A 17,307-nucleotide genomic window follows, 5' to 3' on the forward strand; every position below is an offset into this window, starting at 1 on the left:
GTCCAAAGAAAGGCCCCCGCATGCTCTCCGGGAACGGTCGTCACCGTCGCCCCCGTCAGGCCCCGGCCCTCCTCGTCGCGGCCGGAGTGACCGGCTCCGCCATCGCCATCCCGCTGTTCGCGGCCGGCGGCGCCAGCGCCGCAGAAGGAACGGTCTGGGACAAGGTGGCGCAGTGCGAGACCGGCGGTTCCTGGAGTGCCGACCGGGGCGACGGCGAGTACGGCGGTCTGGGCCTCAGCCAGGAGGACTGGGAGGCGTACGGCGGACTCGACTACGCCGCCAGCCCGGACCTCGCCAGCCGCAACCAGCAGATAGCCGTGGCCCAGCAGCTCCTCGCGGAGGAGGGCGTCGGCGCCTGGGGCACCTGTGCGCTGACGTCCGGGCTCACCAAGGAGAACGGCGCGGTCGGCGTGGACACCGGAGTCGCCGGCGGCGAGTCCGACTCGTCCGTGTCCTCCGGATTGTCCGACCTGTCCAAGGGGTCGGCCGATTCCGGAAAGTCCGGCGACTCCAATGGCGCGTCCGGTTCCGGTGACTCCGGCGAGAGTCCGTCCGACTCCTCCGGTGATGAGGCTGGTTCAGCCTCCGAGTCCCCTTCGTCCGCTTCGTCCTCCTCGGCGAACGACTCGGGCAAGTCCGACACTTCGGGCGCCGGTTCGGAGGGCTCACAGGATGCCGACAGCTCGCCCACGGCGACCCCGGAAGGGGACGACTCGGACAATACGGTGCAGGCGGAGGGTTCTTGGAGCCTCGTCGACACCGGCTCGCTCGGCTCCGGCCGCCATCGCGGCACCACCGCCGACGAGAGTGCCGCGGGCGGCACCAGGACCGCCTCCTCCGGCCGGCACGCGGCGTCCACCTATGTCGTCCAGGAGGGTGACTCGCTCATCACCATCGCCGACTCCCTTGGTGTCGACGGCGGATGGCGTGCTCTCTACGCCGAGAACAAGGACGTCATCGGCCCCGACCCGAGCGACATCACCCCCGGTCAGACGCTGGACACCGGGCTCGAATAGGGCTGGAACACCCAGAAAAACACCGGGAGTTCACGCCCCACTTCGCGTCGAATGTCCGCTTTGGCGAAAGTGTGGGATGAGTCTCAGAAGTCGTGATCGTCTTTGAAATTCCCCGGATCGCGTGTCTACGGTCATGACCGCTCGGCAACCCGAGCCCCGGTCGCCGCAACGCCGAATCCTGCCAGCGGCACCCCGGGAACAGTCGTCGCGTCAAGCGCCGTAGGCAGGAGCGGGGGACCCAAGGTAAGTGCCGGGTCCGGCGGTTGACCGCCGGAACCGGCTCGGGGTGAAGCCGCGCACCGTGAGGTGCGTGGCCGGGCAACTCAACCGGCCCGAACCCGACAGCTCACCTCGCAGGCGTCGGTGAGGGGATCGATCCATGCTGTTTTCCGGCAAGGGCAAGCACCGTCGTCCGAACAAGGCCACCCGCGTCGCCGCACTCGCCGGCGTCACCGGTGTCGCCATCGCCGCCCCGCTGATGGCGGCCGGCAACGCCTCCGCCGCCACCGCCTCCGAATGGGACGCGGTCGCCCAGTGCGAGTCCGGCGGCAACTGGTCCATCAACACCGGCAACGGCTACTACGGCGGCCTGCAGTTCTCGGCCTCCACCTGGGCCGCGTACGGCGGCACCGCCTACGCCGCGCGCGCCGACCTCGCCAGCAAGGAACAGCAGATCACCATCGCCGAGAAGGTCCTCGCGGGCCAGGGCAAGGGCGCCTGGCCGGTCTGCGGCACCGGTCTGTCCAACACCCCGTACTCGGGTGGCGGCTCCACCGGCTCCTCCTCGAGCGGCTCCGCCGGCTCCTCCTCCTCGGACAGCGGCACCACCACGCGCTCGACCGAGCAGCAGAGCGCCTCCCGCTCCGCCGAGCGCCCCGCCGCCTCCAAGACGGTCACCACTCCGACCGGCAAGAAGGTCAAGAAGGGCGACGGCGAGTACAAGGTCGTCAAGGGCGACACCCTCAGCACCATCGCCGAGAAGCACAAGGTCAAGGGCGGCTGGCAGAAGCTGTTCCAGCTGAACAAGGGCATCGTCGAGGACGCCGACCTCATCTACCCGGGCCAGCAGCTGCACCTGAAGTGACACCTGGCTCCCCGCCGGCCCACAGCATCCTCACAGCCGAGGCCCGCACACTGAAGGCCTCGTGAGGGTCACCCCCGTCCCCACGGGCTCCCCGCTCCGGTGCGTGTTCCCCCGTACGCACCGGGGCGGGGTTTTTTCTGCCCTCCGGCCGTTCTTCGCCGTCTGTTCGCCCGAGTTCCGCCCCAGGTCTTTGTTCCGGCCAGGAACAATGTGTACCGTCAGTCTGTCCACGGGACGGTCGGTCGGCTGCCGACGGCCCCGGGGCGGTTAGGCTCTAGTCGCAAGGCTCACCAAAGGCCGACATGGCCCGCGGGCCCCGCACAACCAGCGTCACATCCCAAGAAGGAGATGCTCGTGCCGTCCATCGACGTCGTCGTAGCCCGGGAAATCCTGGACTCCCGAGGCAACCCCACGGTCGAGGTCGAGGTCGGCCTCGACGACGGCAGCACGGGTCGTGCCGCCGTCCCCTCCGGCGCCTCCACCGGCGCCTTCGAGGCCATCGAGCTCCGCGACGGTGACCCGGGCCGCTACCAGGGCAAGGGTGTCGAGAAGGCCGTCCTCGCCGTCATCGAGCAGATCGGCCCGGAGCTGGTCGGCTACGACGCCACCGAGCAGCGCCTGATCGACCAGGCCATGTTCGACCTGGACGCCACCGACAACAAGGGCTCCCTCGGCGCCAACGCCATCCTCGGCGTCTCGCTCGCCGTCGCCCACGCCGCCTCCGAGGCCAGCGACCTCCCGCTCTTCCGCTACCTGGGCGGCCCCAACGCGCACCTGCTGCCGGTGCCGATGATGAACATCCTGAACGGCGGCTCGCACGCCGACTCCAACGTGGACATCCAGGAGTTCATGATCGCCCCGATCGGCGCGGAGTCCTTCTCCGAGGCCCTGCGCTGGGGCACCGAGGTCTACCACACCCTCAAGAAGGTCCTGAAGTCGAAGGGCCTGTCCACCGGCCTCGGCGACGAGGGCGGCTTCGCCCCGAACCTCGGCTCCAACCGCGAGGCCCTCGACCTCATCCTCGAGGCCATCAAGGAAGCCGGCTACACCCCCGGCGAGCAGATCGCCCTCGCGCTCGACGTCGCCGCCTCCGAGTTCTACAAGGACGGCTCCTACACCTTCGAGGGCAAGGACCGCTCCGCCGCCGAGATGACCGAGTACTACGCCGAGCTCGTCGCGGCGTACCCGCTCGTGTCCATCGAGGACCCGCTGTTCGAGGACGACTGGGAGGGCTGGAAGACCATCACCGACAAGCTCGGTGACAAGGTCCAGCTCGTCGGCGACGACCTGTTCGTCACCAACCCCGAGCGTCTGGCCCGCGGTATCGAGGAGGGCGCGGCCAACGCGCTGCTGGTGAAGGTGAACCAGATCGGTTCGCTCACCGAGACCCTGGACGCCGTCGAGCTGGCCCAGCGCAACGGCTTCAAGTGCATGATGTCGCACCGCTCCGGCGAGACCGAGGACGTCACCATCGCCGACCTGGCCGTCGCCACCAACTGCGGCCAGATCAAGACCGGCGCCCCGGCCCGCTCCGAGCGCGTCGCCAAGTACAACCAGCTGCTGCGCATCGAGGAGATCCTCGACGACGCGGCGGTGTACGCCGGCCGCAGCGCCTTCCCGCGCTTCCGCTCCGCGAACCAGTAGGCCCGGCAGGGGGCCGGTGAGGTCCCCCGGCCCGACCCGAGCCGGGTCGGCGCGAGCCAGTCGTACGTACGTCCCCGTACTCGGTCCCGTACCGTGTGCGGGGACGTACGCGTGTGTGGAAAGGGGAGGCGCAGAGCCGATGGCCGTGAAGGACCGGGACCGTTTCTCCACCGCGACCAGACTGCGGCTGCTCGGTGAGCAGACCGCGGCCCGGGTCTACCGCTCCCAGACCAGGCGCCAGGCCCGCCGCTCCCGCCTCACCGGCCGCGCCGCGCTCCTCGCGCTGGTCCTGTGCACCCTGATCGTGGCCCTGGCCTACCCGATGCGGCAGTACGTCTCCCAGCGCGCCGAGATCGCCGACCTGGAGCGGGAGCGGGAGCAGGCCCGCGAGCGGGTCGAGCAGCTGCGCGACCTCAAGGCGCGCTGGCAGGACGACGCGTACGCCGAGCAGCAGATCCGGGAGCGGCTGCACTATGTGATGCCGGGGGAGACCGGCTACATCGTGATCGACCCGGACGCGGCCACCAAGACCCGCGCCGACCACGGGGCGGCCGACCGCCCCTGGTACTCGAACGTGTGGGACGGCGTCGACAAGTCCGACGCCTCCGACCAGTGACACCGTGCAGGTAGAAAGACAGGTATGGAAAAGCCCCCGCCGACCACCCCGCGCACCGAGCCCACCGACGCGGACGTCGAGGCCTTCAAGCAGCAGCTCGGCCGTCCGCCGCGCGGGCTGCGCGCGATCGCGCACCGGTGCCCGTGCGGCCAGCCGGACGTCGTCGAGACGGCCCCCCGCCTGCCCGACGGCACCCCCTTCCCGACGCTGTACTACCTCACGTGCCCCAAGGCGAACTCCGCCATCGGCACCCTCGAGGCGAACGGCGTGATGAAGGAGATGACCGACCGGCTGGGCACCGACCCGGAGCTGGCCGCCGCCTACCGTGCCGCGCACGAGGACTACATCCGGCGCCGGGACGAGATCGAGGAGCTGACGGGCTTCCCGAGCGCGGGCGGCATGCCGGACCGCGTGAAGTGCCTGCACGTGCTCGTGGCGCACTCCCTGGCCGCGGGCCCGGGTGTGAACCCGCTCGGCGACGAGGCGCTCGCCATGCTGCCGCAGTGGTGGCGCAAGGGGGCGTGCGTGACGCTTCCCGGGGCGCCGTCGGGCGAGGGCGTGCAGGTGGAGACGTCCGAGGACGGCGCCGGCCACTTCGCCTTCGGGCCGGTCGAGGGAGACGAGCGGTGACCCGGGTCGCCGCCGTCGACTGCGGGACGAACTCGATCCGCCTCCTCGTCGCCGACGCCGACCCCGAGACCGGTGAACTGGTCGAACTGGACCGCCGGATGACGATCGTCCGCCTCGGCCAGGGGGTCGACCGCACCGGCCGGCTGGCGCCCGAGGCGCTGGAGCGGACCTTCGCCGCCTGCCGCGAGTACGCGGCGGTGATCAAGGAGCTCGGTGCGGAGCGGCTGCGCTTCGTGGCCACCTCCGCCTCCCGGGACGCCGAGAACCGCGACGAGTTCGTGCGGGGCGTGCTGGACATCCTGGGCGTCGAGCCCGAGGTCATCACCGGCGACCAGGAGGCCGAGTTCTCCTTCACCGGCGCCACGAAGGAACTGAAGGGCCGCGCGGACCTCACCCGGCCCTACCTGGTGGTGGACATCGGCGGCGGCTCCACGGAGTTCGTGGTCGGCGACGAGCACGTGGGCGCGGCCCGCTCGGTGGACGTCGGCTGTGTGCGGATGACCGAGCGCCACCTGGTCGTGGACGGAAAGGTCACCGACCCGCCGGCGCCGGAGCAGATCGCGGCCCTGCGCGCCGACGTCGAGGCGGCCCTGGACCTCGCCGAGGAGACGGTCCCGCTGCGCGAGGCGCACACGCTGGTGGGCCTCGCGGGGTCCGTGACCACGGTCTCGGCGATCGCCCAGAACCTCCCCGCGTACGACTCGGCGGCCATCCACCACTCGCGTGTCCCGCAGGCCAGGGTCCGCGAGATCACCGAGTGGCTGCTGCACTCCACGCACGCCGAGCGCGCTGCGGTCCCGTCGATGCACCCGGGCCGGGTGGACGTGATCGCGGCGGGCGCCCTCGTACTGCTGGCGATCATGGAGCGGATCGGCGCGGAGGAGGTCGTCGTGAGCGAGCACGACATCCTGGACGGCATCGCGTGGTCGGTGGCGGGCTCCTCCGCCTGACTCCCCTCGGCTCCGCCCGGGCGCTAGTTGCACTCTGCTGAGCAGGCAGGATGCCCGTTTGAGCAGCGCCGGGGGGCCTTCCCGGGCCCCTCGGCGACGCCCCGTCGGAAAAGTTCGTGAAGTTCTTCACAAGGAATTCGGCCCTGTCGGAGGACGAACGTGGCCCGGTTGACCCTTCCGGGGGGTCGGCACCCGTGTGAACGTGTTCAAAAGAGGCGCGCACGGACGTTTCGCGGAGGTGTTCCCCGAGCGTGTTTCGGACCCCTCACCCCACCCCTCATCACCCGGAGAGGCAGCTCACGCGGCATTGACAACGCCCCGCCCTACACGCTGGTTCCCCCTCCGCGCCATGACGTGGATCACGCGGGCCGCGGAGGATAGCACACACCCTCCGGAAGCTTGTGAAGGGGCGCACGAGCGACCCCCCTCAGGCGGGTGGATACTCGATGCCATGAGCACCACGGAGCGTCCCAGGATCCTCGTAGTAGGCGGTGGGTACGTAGGCCTGTACGCAGCTCGGCGCATCCTCAAGAAGATGCGCTACGGCGAGGCGACCGTCACGGTCGTCGACCCCCGGTCGTACATGACCTACCAGCCCTTCCTCCCCGAAACCGCCGCCGGCAACATCTCCCCGCGCCACGTCGTCGTCCCGCTGCGACGCGTGCTGCCGAAGGCGGAGGTCCTCACCGGCCGGGTCACCACCATCGACCAGGACCGCAAGGTCGCCACGATCGCCCCGCTGGTGGGCGAGGCGTACGAGCTGCCTTTCGACTACCTGGTGATCGCGCTCGGCGCGGTCTCCCGCACCTTCCCGATCCCCGGCCTCGCCGAGCAGGGCATCGGTATGAAGGGCATCGAGGAGGCCATCGGCCTGCGCAACCACGTCCTCGAGCAGCTCGACAAGGCCGACTCCACCACCGACGAGGAGATCCGCCGCAAGGCGCTCACCTTCGTCTTCATCGGCGGCGGCTTCGCCGGTGCGGAGACCATCGGTGAGGTCGAGGACATGGCCCGCGACGCGGCCAAGTACTACAAGAACGTGTCCCGCGAGGACATGCGCTTCATCCTCGTCGACGCCGCCGACAAGATCCTTCCCGAGGTCGGCCCCAAGCTCGGCCAGTACGGCAAGGAGCACCTGGAGGCCCGTGGCGTGGAGATCTACCTCTCCACCTCCATGGACTCCTGCGTGGACGGCCACGTCGTGCTGAAGAACGGCCTCGAGGTCGACTCCAACACGATCGTGTGGACCGCCGGCGTCAAGCCCAACCCGGTCCTGGCCCGCTACGGCCTCCCGCTCGGCCCCCGCGGCCACGTGGACGCCCAGCCGACCCTCCAGGTCACCGGCACCGACTACATCTGGGCCGCCGGCGACAACGCCCAGGTCCCGGACGTCGCCGCCCGCAAGGCCGGCGTCGAGAACGCCTGGTGCCCGCCGAACGCCCAGCACGCGCTGCGCCAGGCCAAGGTCCTCGGCGACAACGTGGTCTCCGGCATGCGGGGCTTCCCGCAGAAGGAGTACGCGCACTCCAACAAGGGCGCGGTGGCGGGTCTCGGCCTCCACAAGGGCGTCGCGATGATCGTCATGGGCAAGATGAAGATCAAGCTCAAGGGCCGTCTCGCCTGGTACATGCACCGTGGCTACCACGGTCTGGCGATGCCGACCTGGAACCGCAAGATCCGCGTCTTCGCCGACTGGACGCTCGGCATGTTCCTCAAGCGCGAGGTCGTCGCCCTCGGCGCCATGGAGAACCCCCGCGAGGAGTTCTACGAGGCCGCCAAGCCGGCCCCCGCCCCGGCCGCGGCCGCGGCGAAGCCGGAGAACGAGAAGGCCAACGCCTCCTGATCTCCGCCTGACAGCACACCCCGCAGGGGCCGCCCGCCATCCGTGGTGCGGGCGGCCCCTACGGCTGTTCCGGACGACTCGGCCCCCCCTGGTGACGTCCGCGGAGTTTGCCCACCCATGACGCGCGTGGGGGACTGCGTCCAGGCCCGCCAGGTGTTTACGTGGAGTCAGGACAGTCCGGGATCACCGTCACGGAGGTGTGCTCCATGACCCATGCCGCGCCGCGGCTCCACGCCCTCGTCGAACAACTGCTGGGAGTGCCGCTCCCGGTGCGCGTGCGCGCCTGGGACGGTTCGCAGGCGGGCCCGCCCGACGCGCCCACCCTGGTGGTGCGCAACCGAAGAGCCCTGCGCCGTCTGCTCTTCAAACCGGGCGAGCTGGGCCTCGCCCGCGCCTGGGTCGCGGGAGACCTGGACGTCGAGGGCGATCTCTACCTCACCCTCGACCTCCTCTCGGGGCTCCTCTGGGAACGGGGCGAGGACGCCCGCGGCCTCGCCCAGGCCCTGCGCGACCCCCAGTTCCGTGCGGCCGTCCGCGGGTTGCTGAAGCTGGCGGGACCCCCGCTGCCGCCCGCGCCGCCCGAGGAGGAGGTGCGCCGCACCGGACACCTCCACACCCGCCACACCGACCGACGGGCCGTCAGCCACCACTACGACGTCGGCAACGACTTCTACGAGATCGTCCTCGGCCCGTCCATGGTGTACTCCTGCGCCTACTGGCCCGGCCCCGACAGCACCCTCGAGGAGGCCCAGCGGGACAAGCTCGAACTCGTCTGCCGCAAGCTCGCCCTGTCCCCCGGCCGGCGGCTCCTCGACGTCGGCTGCGGCTGGGGATCCCTGGCCGTCCACGCGGCCCGCGAGCACGGGGTGAGCGTCGTCGGCATCACCCTCTCGCAGGAGCAGGCGGCCTACGCCCGCAAGCGCGTCGCCGACGCCGGCCTCACCGACCGGGTCGAGATCCGGGTGCAGGACTACCGGGACGTCGCCGACGGGCCGTACGACGCGATCTCCTCCATCGGCATGGCCGAGCACGTGGGGGCCGAGAAGTACCTGGAGTACGCGACCGTCCTGCGCGGGCTCCTGACGCCCGGCGGGCGGCTGCTCAACCACCAGATCGCCCGCCGGCCCCAGCGCGACGAATCCACCTATCACGTCGACGAGTTCATCGACGCCTACGTCTTCCCCGACGGCGAGCTGGCGCCCCTCGGCAGCACCGTCACCCAGCTCGAACGCGCCGGCTTCGAGGTCCGTGACGTCGAGTCCATCCGTGAGCACTACGCCCTCACCCTGCGCCGCTGGGTGGCCCGGCTGGAGGACGACTGGGCGCGCGCCGTCCGGCTCACCAGCCCCGGACGGGCCCGTGTCTGGCGGCTGTACATGGCCGCCTCCGCCGTCGCCTTCGAACGCAACCGCATCGGCGTCAACCAGGTCCTCGCCGTCCGGACCCCCGAGCTCGGGGACTCCGGGATGCCCCTGCGCAGCCGTACCTGGAACTGAGCACACGGAAAAGGGGCCCCGCGTCCCATGACACGGGGCCCCCACCGGACGCCGGCTACTCCGACTTGATCGCCGCCAGCATGTTCAGCCGGGCCGCCCGCCGCGCCGGCCACAGCGCCGCCAGGACGCCCACGCCGGCGGCCAGCAGCAGGAACAACGCCATCCGGCCCCACGGCAGGACGAGTTCGTACGTCGCCATCTTCGTGCCGAGCAGCTCACCGGCCGCCCAGCCGAAGAACACGCCCAGGCCGATGCCGAGCACCCCGCCGAAGAGGGAGATGACCAGGGACTCCAGACGGACCATCCGCTTGACCGAGCGGCGGTCCAGGCCGATCGCCCGCAGCATGCCGATCTCCTGCGAGCGCTCGAAGACCGACATGGCCAGGGTGTTGATCACGCCGAGGACCGCGACGATCACGGCCATGGCCAGCAGGCCGTAGAGCATGTTCAGCATCAGCGTGAACATCTGCGCGATGCTGTCCGACAGGTCCTTCTTGCTCTGCACCTTGATGGCCGGGTTGGAGCCGAGGGCCTTCTCCAGCTTGTCCTTGGTCGCGTCCGAGGCACCGCCGGACGTCTTGACCATGACCTGCATGTCGACCGGGTCCTCCTGGTGCGGGGAGAGCGCGGCGCTGTCCAGCAGGATGCCCCCGATCAGCTCGTTGGCCTCGTACACGCCGGAGACCGTCAGCCGCTGCTTCTCGCCGTCCTCGTAGGAGACGGTGAAGTCCGAACCGGCCTTCCAGCCGTGGGACCTGGCCGTGTCCTCGTCCACCACGACCCGCGCGCCGTCCACCTCGAAGGTGCCGTCCGCGACCGGGAGGTCGGTCAGCTCGCCGAACGCGGCGCCGTTGACACCGGTGAGGTACTCGGTGGTGCCCTCGATGCGGCCGGGGGCGTTGCGCATCGGACTCGTGGCGGTCACGCCGCCGGTGGACTTCAGCTTCTTCTCGACGTCGGGGGAGAGCCCGTTGCCGTTCGCCATCGACACCACGTAGTCGGCGCGGATCGCCGAGGACGCCATCTTGTCGATCGACTTCTGCAGGCTGCCCGCCATCACCGTCATGCCCGTGATCAGCGTGAGGCCGATCATCAGCGCCGAGGCGGTGGCGGCCGTACGGCGCGGGTTGCGCACCGAGTTCTGCCGGGCCAGCTTGCCGGAGACCCCGAAGACCCGCAGGACCGGTGCCGCGGCCGCGATCAGCGGGCGGGACAGCAGCGGGGTCAGGATGAACACGCCGATGATCAGCAGAACCGCGCCGAGACCCATGGGGCCCTGGCCGTCGGAGCCCTCCATCGTCGTGGCCGTCAGGACCACCGCGACGCCCGCCGCGGAGAACAGCGCGCCCAGCGTGTTGCGCAGCACCAGCGACCTGGTGGTCGCCTTGGCGTGCACGCTGCTCATCGCCGCGACCGGCGGGATCTTCGCGGCCCGGCGGCCCGGCAGCCACGCGGCCAGCATGGTGATGACGACGCCGACCGCGAGGGAGGCCCCGACCGTGCCCGGCGAGATCACCAGCGGGCCGTCGGGGACGGTCGCGCCGAGCGTGTTCATGAGCGACCTGAGCCCCGCGCCGATGCCGATACCGGCCACCAGGCCCGTCACGCCGGCCACCACGCCCACCACGAACGCCTCGATCAGCACCGACCGCGTCACCTGCCGGCGCGAGGCGCCCACGGCGCGCAGCAGCGCGAGCTCCTTGGTGCGCTGGGCGACCAGCATGGTGAAGGTGTTGGCGATGATGAACGTGCCGACGAACAGCGCGATCCCGGCGAAGACCAGCAGGCCCTGCTTCAGTCCGCTCATCGAGGCGGAGATCATCTCGGCCTGGTCGTCGGCGAGCCGCTCACCCGTGGTGGTCTCCACCTCGCCCCGGGGCAGGGCGGCGTCCAGCGCGGCCTTCAGCGCGGTCTGCGAGGTGCCGGCGGCGGCCTTCACGTCGATCTCGTCGTACGTGCCGGCCTTGCCGAACAGCTGCTGCGCGGTCGCCGTGTCGAACAGGGCGAGGCTGCCGCCCGCGGCCACGTTGCCGTCGTCCGTGGTGAAGATGCCGGTGATCTTCGGGGTGAGGACCGGGCCGTCGACCGAGATCCGTACGGTGTCGCCGACCTCGTAGCCGGCCCGCCGGGCGGTCTCGGAGTCGATGACGACCTCGTCCTTCCCCCGCGGGGCGGTCCCTTCCTTCAGCGGGTACCGGGCGTCCTCGGCGCCCCAGTAGTTGCCGCCCTGCGACTGGAAGCCGCCGCCGACGAGCTTGCCGTCCTTGTCGGCGATGGCCGTGAAGCCGCTCACGACGCCCACGGCGGAGGCCGCGCCGGGCACCTTCGCGCTCTTCTCGCGCAGCGCCTCGGTCAGTTCGGGCGTTTTGACGATGCGGTCGCCGACGTCCTCCTGGACCTCGGCGGTGACGGCGACGTCGACCTGGTCGAAGCCCTTGGCGGAGCTCTTCTGGAAGGCGTCGGAGATGGTGTTGGTGAAGACGAGGGTCCCGGAGACGAAGGCCACGCCGAGCATCACGGCGAGAACGGTCATCAGGAGCCGGGCCTTGTGCGCGAGAACGGTGCGCAGGGCGGTGCGGAACATGAGGGTGTCTACTCCGAAGGTCGGTGACCGGACGTCAGCTGGTGCGGCCCTTGGCGTCGAACTGCTTCATCCGGTCGAGCACCGCATCCGCCGTCGGCCCGTACACCTCGTCGACGATCCGCCCGTCCGCGAGGAACACCACCCGGTCCGCGTACGCCGCCGCCACCGGGTCGTGGGTCACCATCACCACCGTCTGGCCCAGCTCCCGCACGGAGTTGCGCAGGAAGCCCAGCACCTCGGCGCCGGAGCGCGAGTCGAGGTTTCCGGTCGGCTCGTCGCCGAAGATGATGTCGGGCCTGGAGGCCAGGGCGCGGGCGACGGCGACGCGCTGCTGCTGACCGCCGGAGAGCTGCGTGGGGCGGTGGCTCAGCCGGTCCTTGAGGCCCACCATCTGGATCACGGTGTCCAGCCACTGCTTGTCCGGTTTACGTCCCGCGATGTCCATCGGAAGGGTGATGTTCTCCAGCGCGGTCAGCGTCGGCAGCAGGTTGAACGCCTGGAAGATGAACCCGATCTTGTCCCGGCGGAGCTTGGTGAGCTGCTTGTCCTTCAGCGAGCCGAGCTCGGTGTCGCCGATGCGCACGGAACCGGACGAGAAGGTGTCGAGGCCGGCCACGCAGTGCATCAGCGTGGACTTGCCGGACCCGGAGGGGCCCATGATCGCGGTGAACTCGGCCTGCCGGAAGTCGACGGAGACGCGGTCCAGGGCGACCACCTGGGTCTCGCCCTGCCCGTAGATCTTCGACAGGTCCGTGGCGCGTGCGGCCACGGCGGTGGTCCGTTCGGCGAGGGGGCTGGTGGTCACGGAAACGCGCTCCTGACGGGACGGTGGTCTGGTCTGGGGGACGTGAACCAGCATTCCGGCAGGGCGCGGGCTTGTAGTCAGTCGCTGTTCCGGTTCTGAAGGCAGACTCGGGGCGGACCCCGGGCCGCCGTGTCATACCTGGGGATGACCCCGTCCCCTGAGGGACGGTTCGTCAAGAACCGGTGGAGCACCCTCGTTCGTACGGTGAAATTCCGTCATTCCGCATACGCGCGCGGTGGTCGCGCGCCAGGCTACTGGCAAGTGCGGATGGCCAGTTCCAGGTGCTGATGCTCCCTCAGACCTCAATAAAATAAGACAACATCGGTCTGCTCTTCGGCTGTTCGGGGGACGGATCCCGATAGGGTCGGAAGCTCAACGCGGAGCCCAAGGCCTGCCCAGATGGTGGAATGCAGACACGGCGAGCTTAAACCTCGCTGCCCCTTCGCGGGCGTGCCGGTTCAAGTCCGGCTCTGGGCACTTCCGACGCCTCGGCGATCGCTGCATGCTCCATTGAGGCGTTGACGCCGCACCCCGACCGTTGACACCGGATGAGCCCGGGCGCAGACTCACGCATGGCAAGAGTGAAGAAAACTTCACTATGCGAACACGAAGGGAACGCCCGATGCGTACCACCGTCGGCATCATCGGCGCCGGACCGGCCGGCCTCCTCCTCGCCCGACTGCTCCACGACGCCGGCATCGACTCGGTCGTCCTGGAGAGCCGCGACCGGGCCTACGTCGAGCACCGCCAGCGCGCCGGGATCCTGGAGCAGGGCACGGTGGACGTGCTGCGCGCGGCCGGCGCGGCCGAGCGCATGGACCGGGAGGGGCTGCGTCACGACGGCATCGAGCTGCGCTTCGACAGGAAGCGCCACCGTGTCGACTTCCCCGCCCTGACCGGCGGCCGGTCCGTGATGGTCTACGCCCAGACCGAGGTGTGCAAGGACCTCATCGCCCTCCAGCTGAAGGAGGGCGGGCCGCTGCTCTTCGAGGCGGAGGCACTGGCCGTGGAGGGGGCGGAGACCGACAGCCCGCGCGTCCGCTTCCGGCACGAGGGCGTCGAGGACGTCCTGGAGTGCGAGTACGTCGTGGGCTGCGACGGCTTCTGGGGGGTCTCCCGGAAGGCGATCCCGGACGAGCTGACCCGGGCGTTCGAACGGACGTACCCCTTCGGCTGGCTGGGCATCCTGGCCGACGTGCCGCCCTCGCACGACGAGCTGGTCTACGCCCGCCACGACCGTGGCTTCGCCCTGCTGTCCATGCGCTCGCCGTCCGTCTCCCGCCTCTACCTCCAGGTGCCCGAGGGCACCGACGCCGGGGCGTGGGACGACGAGGAGATCTGGGACGAGCTGGAGCGCCGCTTCGAGACCGACGACGACTGGACGCTGCGGCGCGGCCCGATCACCCAGAAGTCGGTCACCCCCATGCGCTCCTACGTCCACGAGCCCATGCGGCACGGCCGGCTCTTCCTCGCCGGGGACGCGGCCCACATCGTCCCGCCGACGGGGGCGAAGGGGCTCAACCTGGCCGTGGGGGACGTGGTGACGTTCGCGCGCGCCCTGACCCACCGGCGGGAGACCGGTTCGGCCGAACTGCTCGACGCCTACTCGGCGACCTGTCTGCGCCGCGTCTGGCAGGCCGAGCGGTTCTCCTACGACATGACGACCCTGCTGCACCGCGCGCCCGGCGCCACCCCCTTCGAGGACCGGCTCCAGCTGGCCCGGCTGGAGCGGATCGCCTCCTCGCGCGCCGCCGAGACCGACCTGGCCGAGGCGTACACCGGCTTCTCGTTCGGGTGATCGACCGTCCGGTCTCCGGCCGGTTCCGGCCATGTCCCAGCTTGGTCATGAATGAGGCCGTCCGGTACCGGGAATCAGGACGCCACGTAGCGTGTTGCGCAGCACGACGAGGGAAAGATCCTTCTCAAGCACTAGGGTCAATCCTTTGCCTACCTATTACTCTTGATGCCAAGGCCACGCTGTGTGGCCATGGAGGAGTGAAATGAGGAGCAGAAACCCGGTCTTCTCGCGACGGGGGTTCAGCCGCGACAACGGCTACGCGGGCTTCAACGCGGCGCCGCAGGCCGGGGGACCCGCTGTCGGCACGCAGGCCAACCCGTACGCGCAGGGCAACCCCTACGCCCAGCAGGCGGGCAACCCCTACGCGCAGAACCCCTACGCCCAGCAGGGCCTCCAGCAGGGCGCGCCGCCCCAGGCTCCGGTCACCCCCGGCGCCATGAGCATGGACGACGTCGTCGCGCGCACCGCGACCACGCTCGGCACCGTGGTCCTCACGGCGGTCCTGTCCTGGCTGCTGCTGCCCGTCGACGAGGCCAACCTCGGCAAGTCCTACGGCATCGCCGTCGGCGCCGGTCTGGTCGCGATGGTGCTGGCCCTGGTGCAGTCCTTCAAGCGCAGCCCGTCCCCCGCGCTGATCCTGTCGTACGCCGCCCTCGAGGGCGTCTTCCTCGGCGTGATCTCGTCGGCGGTGTCCACGTACATCGCGGACGGCGTGGTCGTCCAGGCGGTCATGGGCACGATGGCGGTCTTCGCCGGTGTGCTCGTGGCGTACAAGGCGGGCTGGATCCGCGTCAACCGCCGCTTCTACGGCTTCGTCATGGCCGCCGCGCTCGGCTTCGTCCTGCTGATGGCCGTGAACCTGCTGTTCACCGTCTTCGGCGGCGGTGACGGCCTCGGCTTCCGCAGCGGCGCCCTCGGCATCGTCTTCGGCGTCATCGGCATCATCCTCGGTGCCTGCTTCCTCGCCCTGGACTTCAAGCAGGTCGAGGACGGCATCACCTACGGCGCCCCGCGCGAGGAGGCCTGGCTCGCCGCCTTCGGCCTCACGCTGACGCTGGTGTGGATCTACATGGAGTTCCTGCGGCTCCTGGCGATCCTGAACAGCAACGACTAGCGCCCGACGCGAGCACGGAAGGGCCCCGGCCTCGGCCGGGGCCCTTCGTCGTCCGCGCGCCCTACAGGAATTTGCGCGCTGCCCTCCTCAGTTCGTACTCGTGGATGATCGCCTTGGCGTGGCCGTACGCGAGGTCGTACTCATGGCGCAGCCAGCTGACCTTCTCCTCGAAGCGGAGAGCGGGGCCTTCGTCGACGGTACGCAGCCAGTCGGAGACTTCACGACCGGTGCAGTGCGGGATGCGGGCGAGCATGTTGCGGTGGGTCTCCTCGGAGAGGACATGGGACATCGGCGCCTCCGGTTGCAAAGGGGATGTAAGCCGGTCCTTCAGGTCACGGTGCCTGAGCGTTCGCCCGTTGGCAACAGTCCCGGTGCGACGCGTACGCTCACGGCGTGGTTGATACGACGTCCCTGACCCGTGCGGTGGATCACTTCGCCGATCGTCTGCGTGCCGCCCCGCAGAGCCGGCTGCAGCGGGGAGCAGCCGCCGAGGCGCTGGGCCTGGCCCGCGAGCTGGCCCGCTGGGCGCAGCGCGTCGAGGAGCCCGGAGTGGAGCCGCGCGAGATGCCCGATGCCGGGATGTTCGCCGCCGCTGATCAGATCACCGTGGCCGTGCATGATCTGGCCGTGGTGCTGACCAGTGAGGCCGAGGTGGGTGAGGCGGTGCGGTTGGTGGAGGAGGCGCAGAAGCGGGCGGGGGTCTGAGGCCGGCGCGGGGCCGGCTCAGAGGGAGGCTATGACCCGGTCCGCCAGGATGTAGACGTTCTCCTCGCCGCACGCGAACGTCAGCGTGTACGCGCCGGAGATGCCCGAGCCGCCCAGCAGGAACGGGGTCTCGCCGGCCGTCAGGGCGGCGCTGAGGCGGTCCGCCGTCTCCCGGTGGCCGGGCGTCATGCACAAGGTGGTGCCGTCGGCGAACACGTACACGTCGAGGGTGCCGAGCGGGCCGGGGCGCACGTCGGTCAGCTCGATCCGGGAGGCGGCCAGCTCCTCGAGCGCGGCGACCGTGCGCTCGTGGTCGTTCACCACCGGTGACTGGACCGGTACGAAGTCCGGGTGGGACGGGTGGCGGCGGCGGGCCGCGGCCAGTTCGGGCGACTCCCCGGCGAACTCGTCGGCGTCCGCGGTCGGTTCGGCCACCGGCTCCAGCGGCTCCAGGCCCGCGAAGTCGGCCTGGCGCGGCAGGAACAGCTCGCTGTCCGGCAGCCCCAGCAGGGAGGGGGCGTCGGAGGCGTCACGGGCCTCCTGGGCCGCCCAGAAGGCGCGCGCCTCGGCCAGTTCCCGCTCCCGCTCCTCCGCGAGCGCCTCGGCGACGGCGGCGCGTATCTCGGCGGTGTCGGCCGCGGTGCGGGCGGCCGGCACGAAGCCCCGTGTCTCAGCCGCGTGGTTCTCGGCGAGCTGGGCGTGCAGGGCGGCGACCTGCCGGCGCAGCTGCATGAGGGTGCGCAGGACGGCGACGCCCACGGCGCCCGTGGCGGCCGTGGTGACCAGCAAGGCGATCGGCATGGCGCTCACTGACGTACTCCCGGTTCAAAGTCGACCCCCGACTTCCTACATCAGCTTGAAGGGCGGACTATCCAGCTGTCAGTGCGTAACATCACGAAACGGACAGGAGATGGAGCCTGGGGTTTAGTGCTGAAAGGCGCTGAGCTGCGTAAATCCCTGAGTAAGGGAGATAGGTCACATCCTGGGGGAGATTGGATCACAAAACGGCCCGGAGTCCAGGT

Annotated in this window: 15 protein-coding genes, 1 tRNA gene and 1 riboswitch; of the genes, 12 read left to right on the top strand and 4 right to left on the bottom strand. The window is 70.3% G+C overall.

Annotated elements, in window-relative coordinates:
- Positions 1 to 20: 20 nt before the first annotated feature.
- The 8 genes from ACFY2L_RS35800 (at position 21) to ACFY2L_RS35835 (ending at position 9,279) form a co-directional block, all read left to right on the top strand.
- A complete protein-coding gene (locus tag ACFY2L_RS35800) occupies positions 21 to 1,016 on the top strand; it encodes a transglycosylase family protein (protein ID WP_390824430.1) in 996 nt (331 codons plus the stop codon).
- A gap of 205 nt (positions 1,017 to 1,221) precedes the next feature.
- Positions 1,222 to 1,391, top strand: a riboswitch (cyclic di-AMP (ydaO/yuaA leader).
- A 4-nt stretch (positions 1,392 to 1,395) separates the two neighbouring features.
- Positions 1,396 to 2,100, top strand: a complete 705-nt coding sequence (locus ACFY2L_RS35805; protein ID WP_390659065.1) for a transglycosylase family protein — start codon at positions 1,396 to 1,398, stop codon at positions 2,098 to 2,100.
- Positions 2,101 to 2,454: 354 nt separating this feature from the next.
- The gene (gene eno, locus ACFY2L_RS35810) at positions 2,455 to 3,744 is read left to right on the top strand and encodes a phosphopyruvate hydratase (protein WP_390659064.1); all 1,290 of its coding nucleotides are present in this window, start codon (positions 2,455 to 2,457) and stop codon (positions 3,742 to 3,744) included.
- A gap of 139 nt (positions 3,745 to 3,883) precedes the next feature.
- Positions 3,884 to 4,360 carry a septum formation initiator family protein gene (locus tag ACFY2L_RS35815; RefSeq protein ID WP_390659063.1) on the top strand — a complete coding sequence of 159 codons (477 nt, stop codon included), beginning with the start codon at positions 3,884 to 3,886 and terminating at the stop codon, positions 4,358 to 4,360.
- Positions 4,361 to 4,384: 24 nt separating this feature from the next.
- Positions 4,385 to 4,990, top strand: coding sequence for a DUF501 domain-containing protein (locus tag ACFY2L_RS35820; protein ID WP_390659062.1), 606 nt, complete (start codon positions 4,385 to 4,387; stop codon positions 4,988 to 4,990).
- Positions 4,987 to 5,940, top strand: coding sequence for an exopolyphosphatase (locus tag ACFY2L_RS35825; protein ID WP_390659061.1), 954 nt, complete (start codon positions 4,987 to 4,989; stop codon positions 5,938 to 5,940). Before ACFY2L_RS35820 ends, ACFY2L_RS35825 begins: the two co-directional genes overlap by 4 nt.
- A 451-nt stretch (positions 5,941 to 6,391) precedes the next feature.
- Positions 6,392 to 7,783: an NAD(P)/FAD-dependent oxidoreductase gene (locus ACFY2L_RS35830; protein WP_390659060.1), complete on the top strand. Its 1,392-nt coding sequence runs from the start codon at positions 6,392 to 6,394 to the stop codon at positions 7,781 to 7,783.
- Between the two features lie 206 nt (positions 7,784 to 7,989).
- Positions 7,990 to 9,279, top strand: a complete 1,290-nt coding sequence (locus tag ACFY2L_RS35835; protein ID WP_390824431.1) for a class I SAM-dependent methyltransferase — start codon at positions 7,990 to 7,992, stop codon at positions 9,277 to 9,279.
- Positions 9,280 to 9,334: 55 nt separating this feature from the next.
- On the opposite strand, the gene ACFY2L_RS35840 is transcribed toward ACFY2L_RS35835, so the two are convergent.
- Positions 9,335 to 11,863: an ABC transporter permease gene (locus tag ACFY2L_RS35840; protein ID WP_390824432.1), complete on the bottom strand. Its 2,529-nt coding sequence runs from the start codon at positions 11,861 to 11,863 to the stop codon at positions 9,335 to 9,337.
- A 34-nt stretch (positions 11,864 to 11,897) separates the two neighbouring features.
- Positions 11,898 to 12,668 carry an ABC transporter ATP-binding protein gene (locus ACFY2L_RS35845; RefSeq protein WP_390659057.1) on the bottom strand — a complete coding sequence of 257 codons (771 nt, stop codon included), beginning with the start codon at positions 12,666 to 12,668 and terminating at the stop codon, positions 11,898 to 11,900.
- Positions 12,669 to 13,061: 393 nt separating this feature from the next.
- Between ACFY2L_RS35845 and ACFY2L_RS35850 the strand changes: the two genes are divergently transcribed.
- The 3 genes from ACFY2L_RS35850 to ACFY2L_RS35860 all read left to right on the top strand — a co-directional run bounded on the left by ACFY2L_RS35850 (position 13,062) and on the right by ACFY2L_RS35860 (position 15,580).
- Positions 13,062 to 13,145, top strand: a tRNA-Leu gene (locus tag ACFY2L_RS35850).
- A gap of 145 nt (positions 13,146 to 13,290) precedes the next feature.
- Positions 13,291 to 14,466 (top strand): 4-hydroxybenzoate 3-monooxygenase, encoded by a 1,176-nt coding sequence (locus ACFY2L_RS35855; RefSeq protein ID WP_390824433.1) that lies wholly within the window; start codon positions 13,291 to 13,293, stop codon positions 14,464 to 14,466.
- A 202-nt stretch (positions 14,467 to 14,668) separates the two neighbouring features.
- Positions 14,669 to 15,580 (top strand): Bax inhibitor-1/YccA family protein, encoded by a 912-nt coding sequence (locus tag ACFY2L_RS35860; RefSeq protein WP_390659055.1) that lies wholly within the window; start codon positions 14,669 to 14,671, stop codon positions 15,578 to 15,580.
- 61 nt (positions 15,581 to 15,641) lie between these two features.
- On the opposite strand, the gene ACFY2L_RS35865 is transcribed toward ACFY2L_RS35860, so the two are convergent.
- Positions 15,642 to 15,869, bottom strand: a complete 228-nt coding sequence (locus ACFY2L_RS35865) for a DUF4287 domain-containing protein (RefSeq protein ID WP_390659054.1) — start codon at positions 15,867 to 15,869, stop codon at positions 15,642 to 15,644.
- 104 nt (positions 15,870 to 15,973) lie between these two features.
- Here ACFY2L_RS35865 and ACFY2L_RS35870 point away from each other — a divergent pair, with 104 nt between their 5' ends.
- On the top strand, positions 15,974 to 16,285 hold the full coding sequence (locus ACFY2L_RS35870; RefSeq protein ID WP_390824434.1) for a hypothetical protein: 312 nt from the start codon (positions 15,974 to 15,976) through the stop codon (positions 16,283 to 16,285).
- Between the two features lie 18 nt (positions 16,286 to 16,303).
- Here the strand turns inward: ACFY2L_RS35870 and ACFY2L_RS35875 are convergent, their stop codons facing one another.
- Positions 16,304 to 17,086, bottom strand: a complete 783-nt coding sequence (locus ACFY2L_RS35875; protein ID WP_390659485.1) for a hypothetical protein — start codon at positions 17,084 to 17,086, stop codon at positions 16,304 to 16,306.
- Between the last annotated feature and the right edge of the window lie 221 nt (positions 17,087 to 17,307).

The sequence above is a fragment of the Streptomyces sp. NPDC001381 genome (assembly GCF_042895685.1).
Lineage (GTDB): Bacteria > Actinomycetota > Actinomycetes > Streptomycetales > Streptomycetaceae > Streptomyces.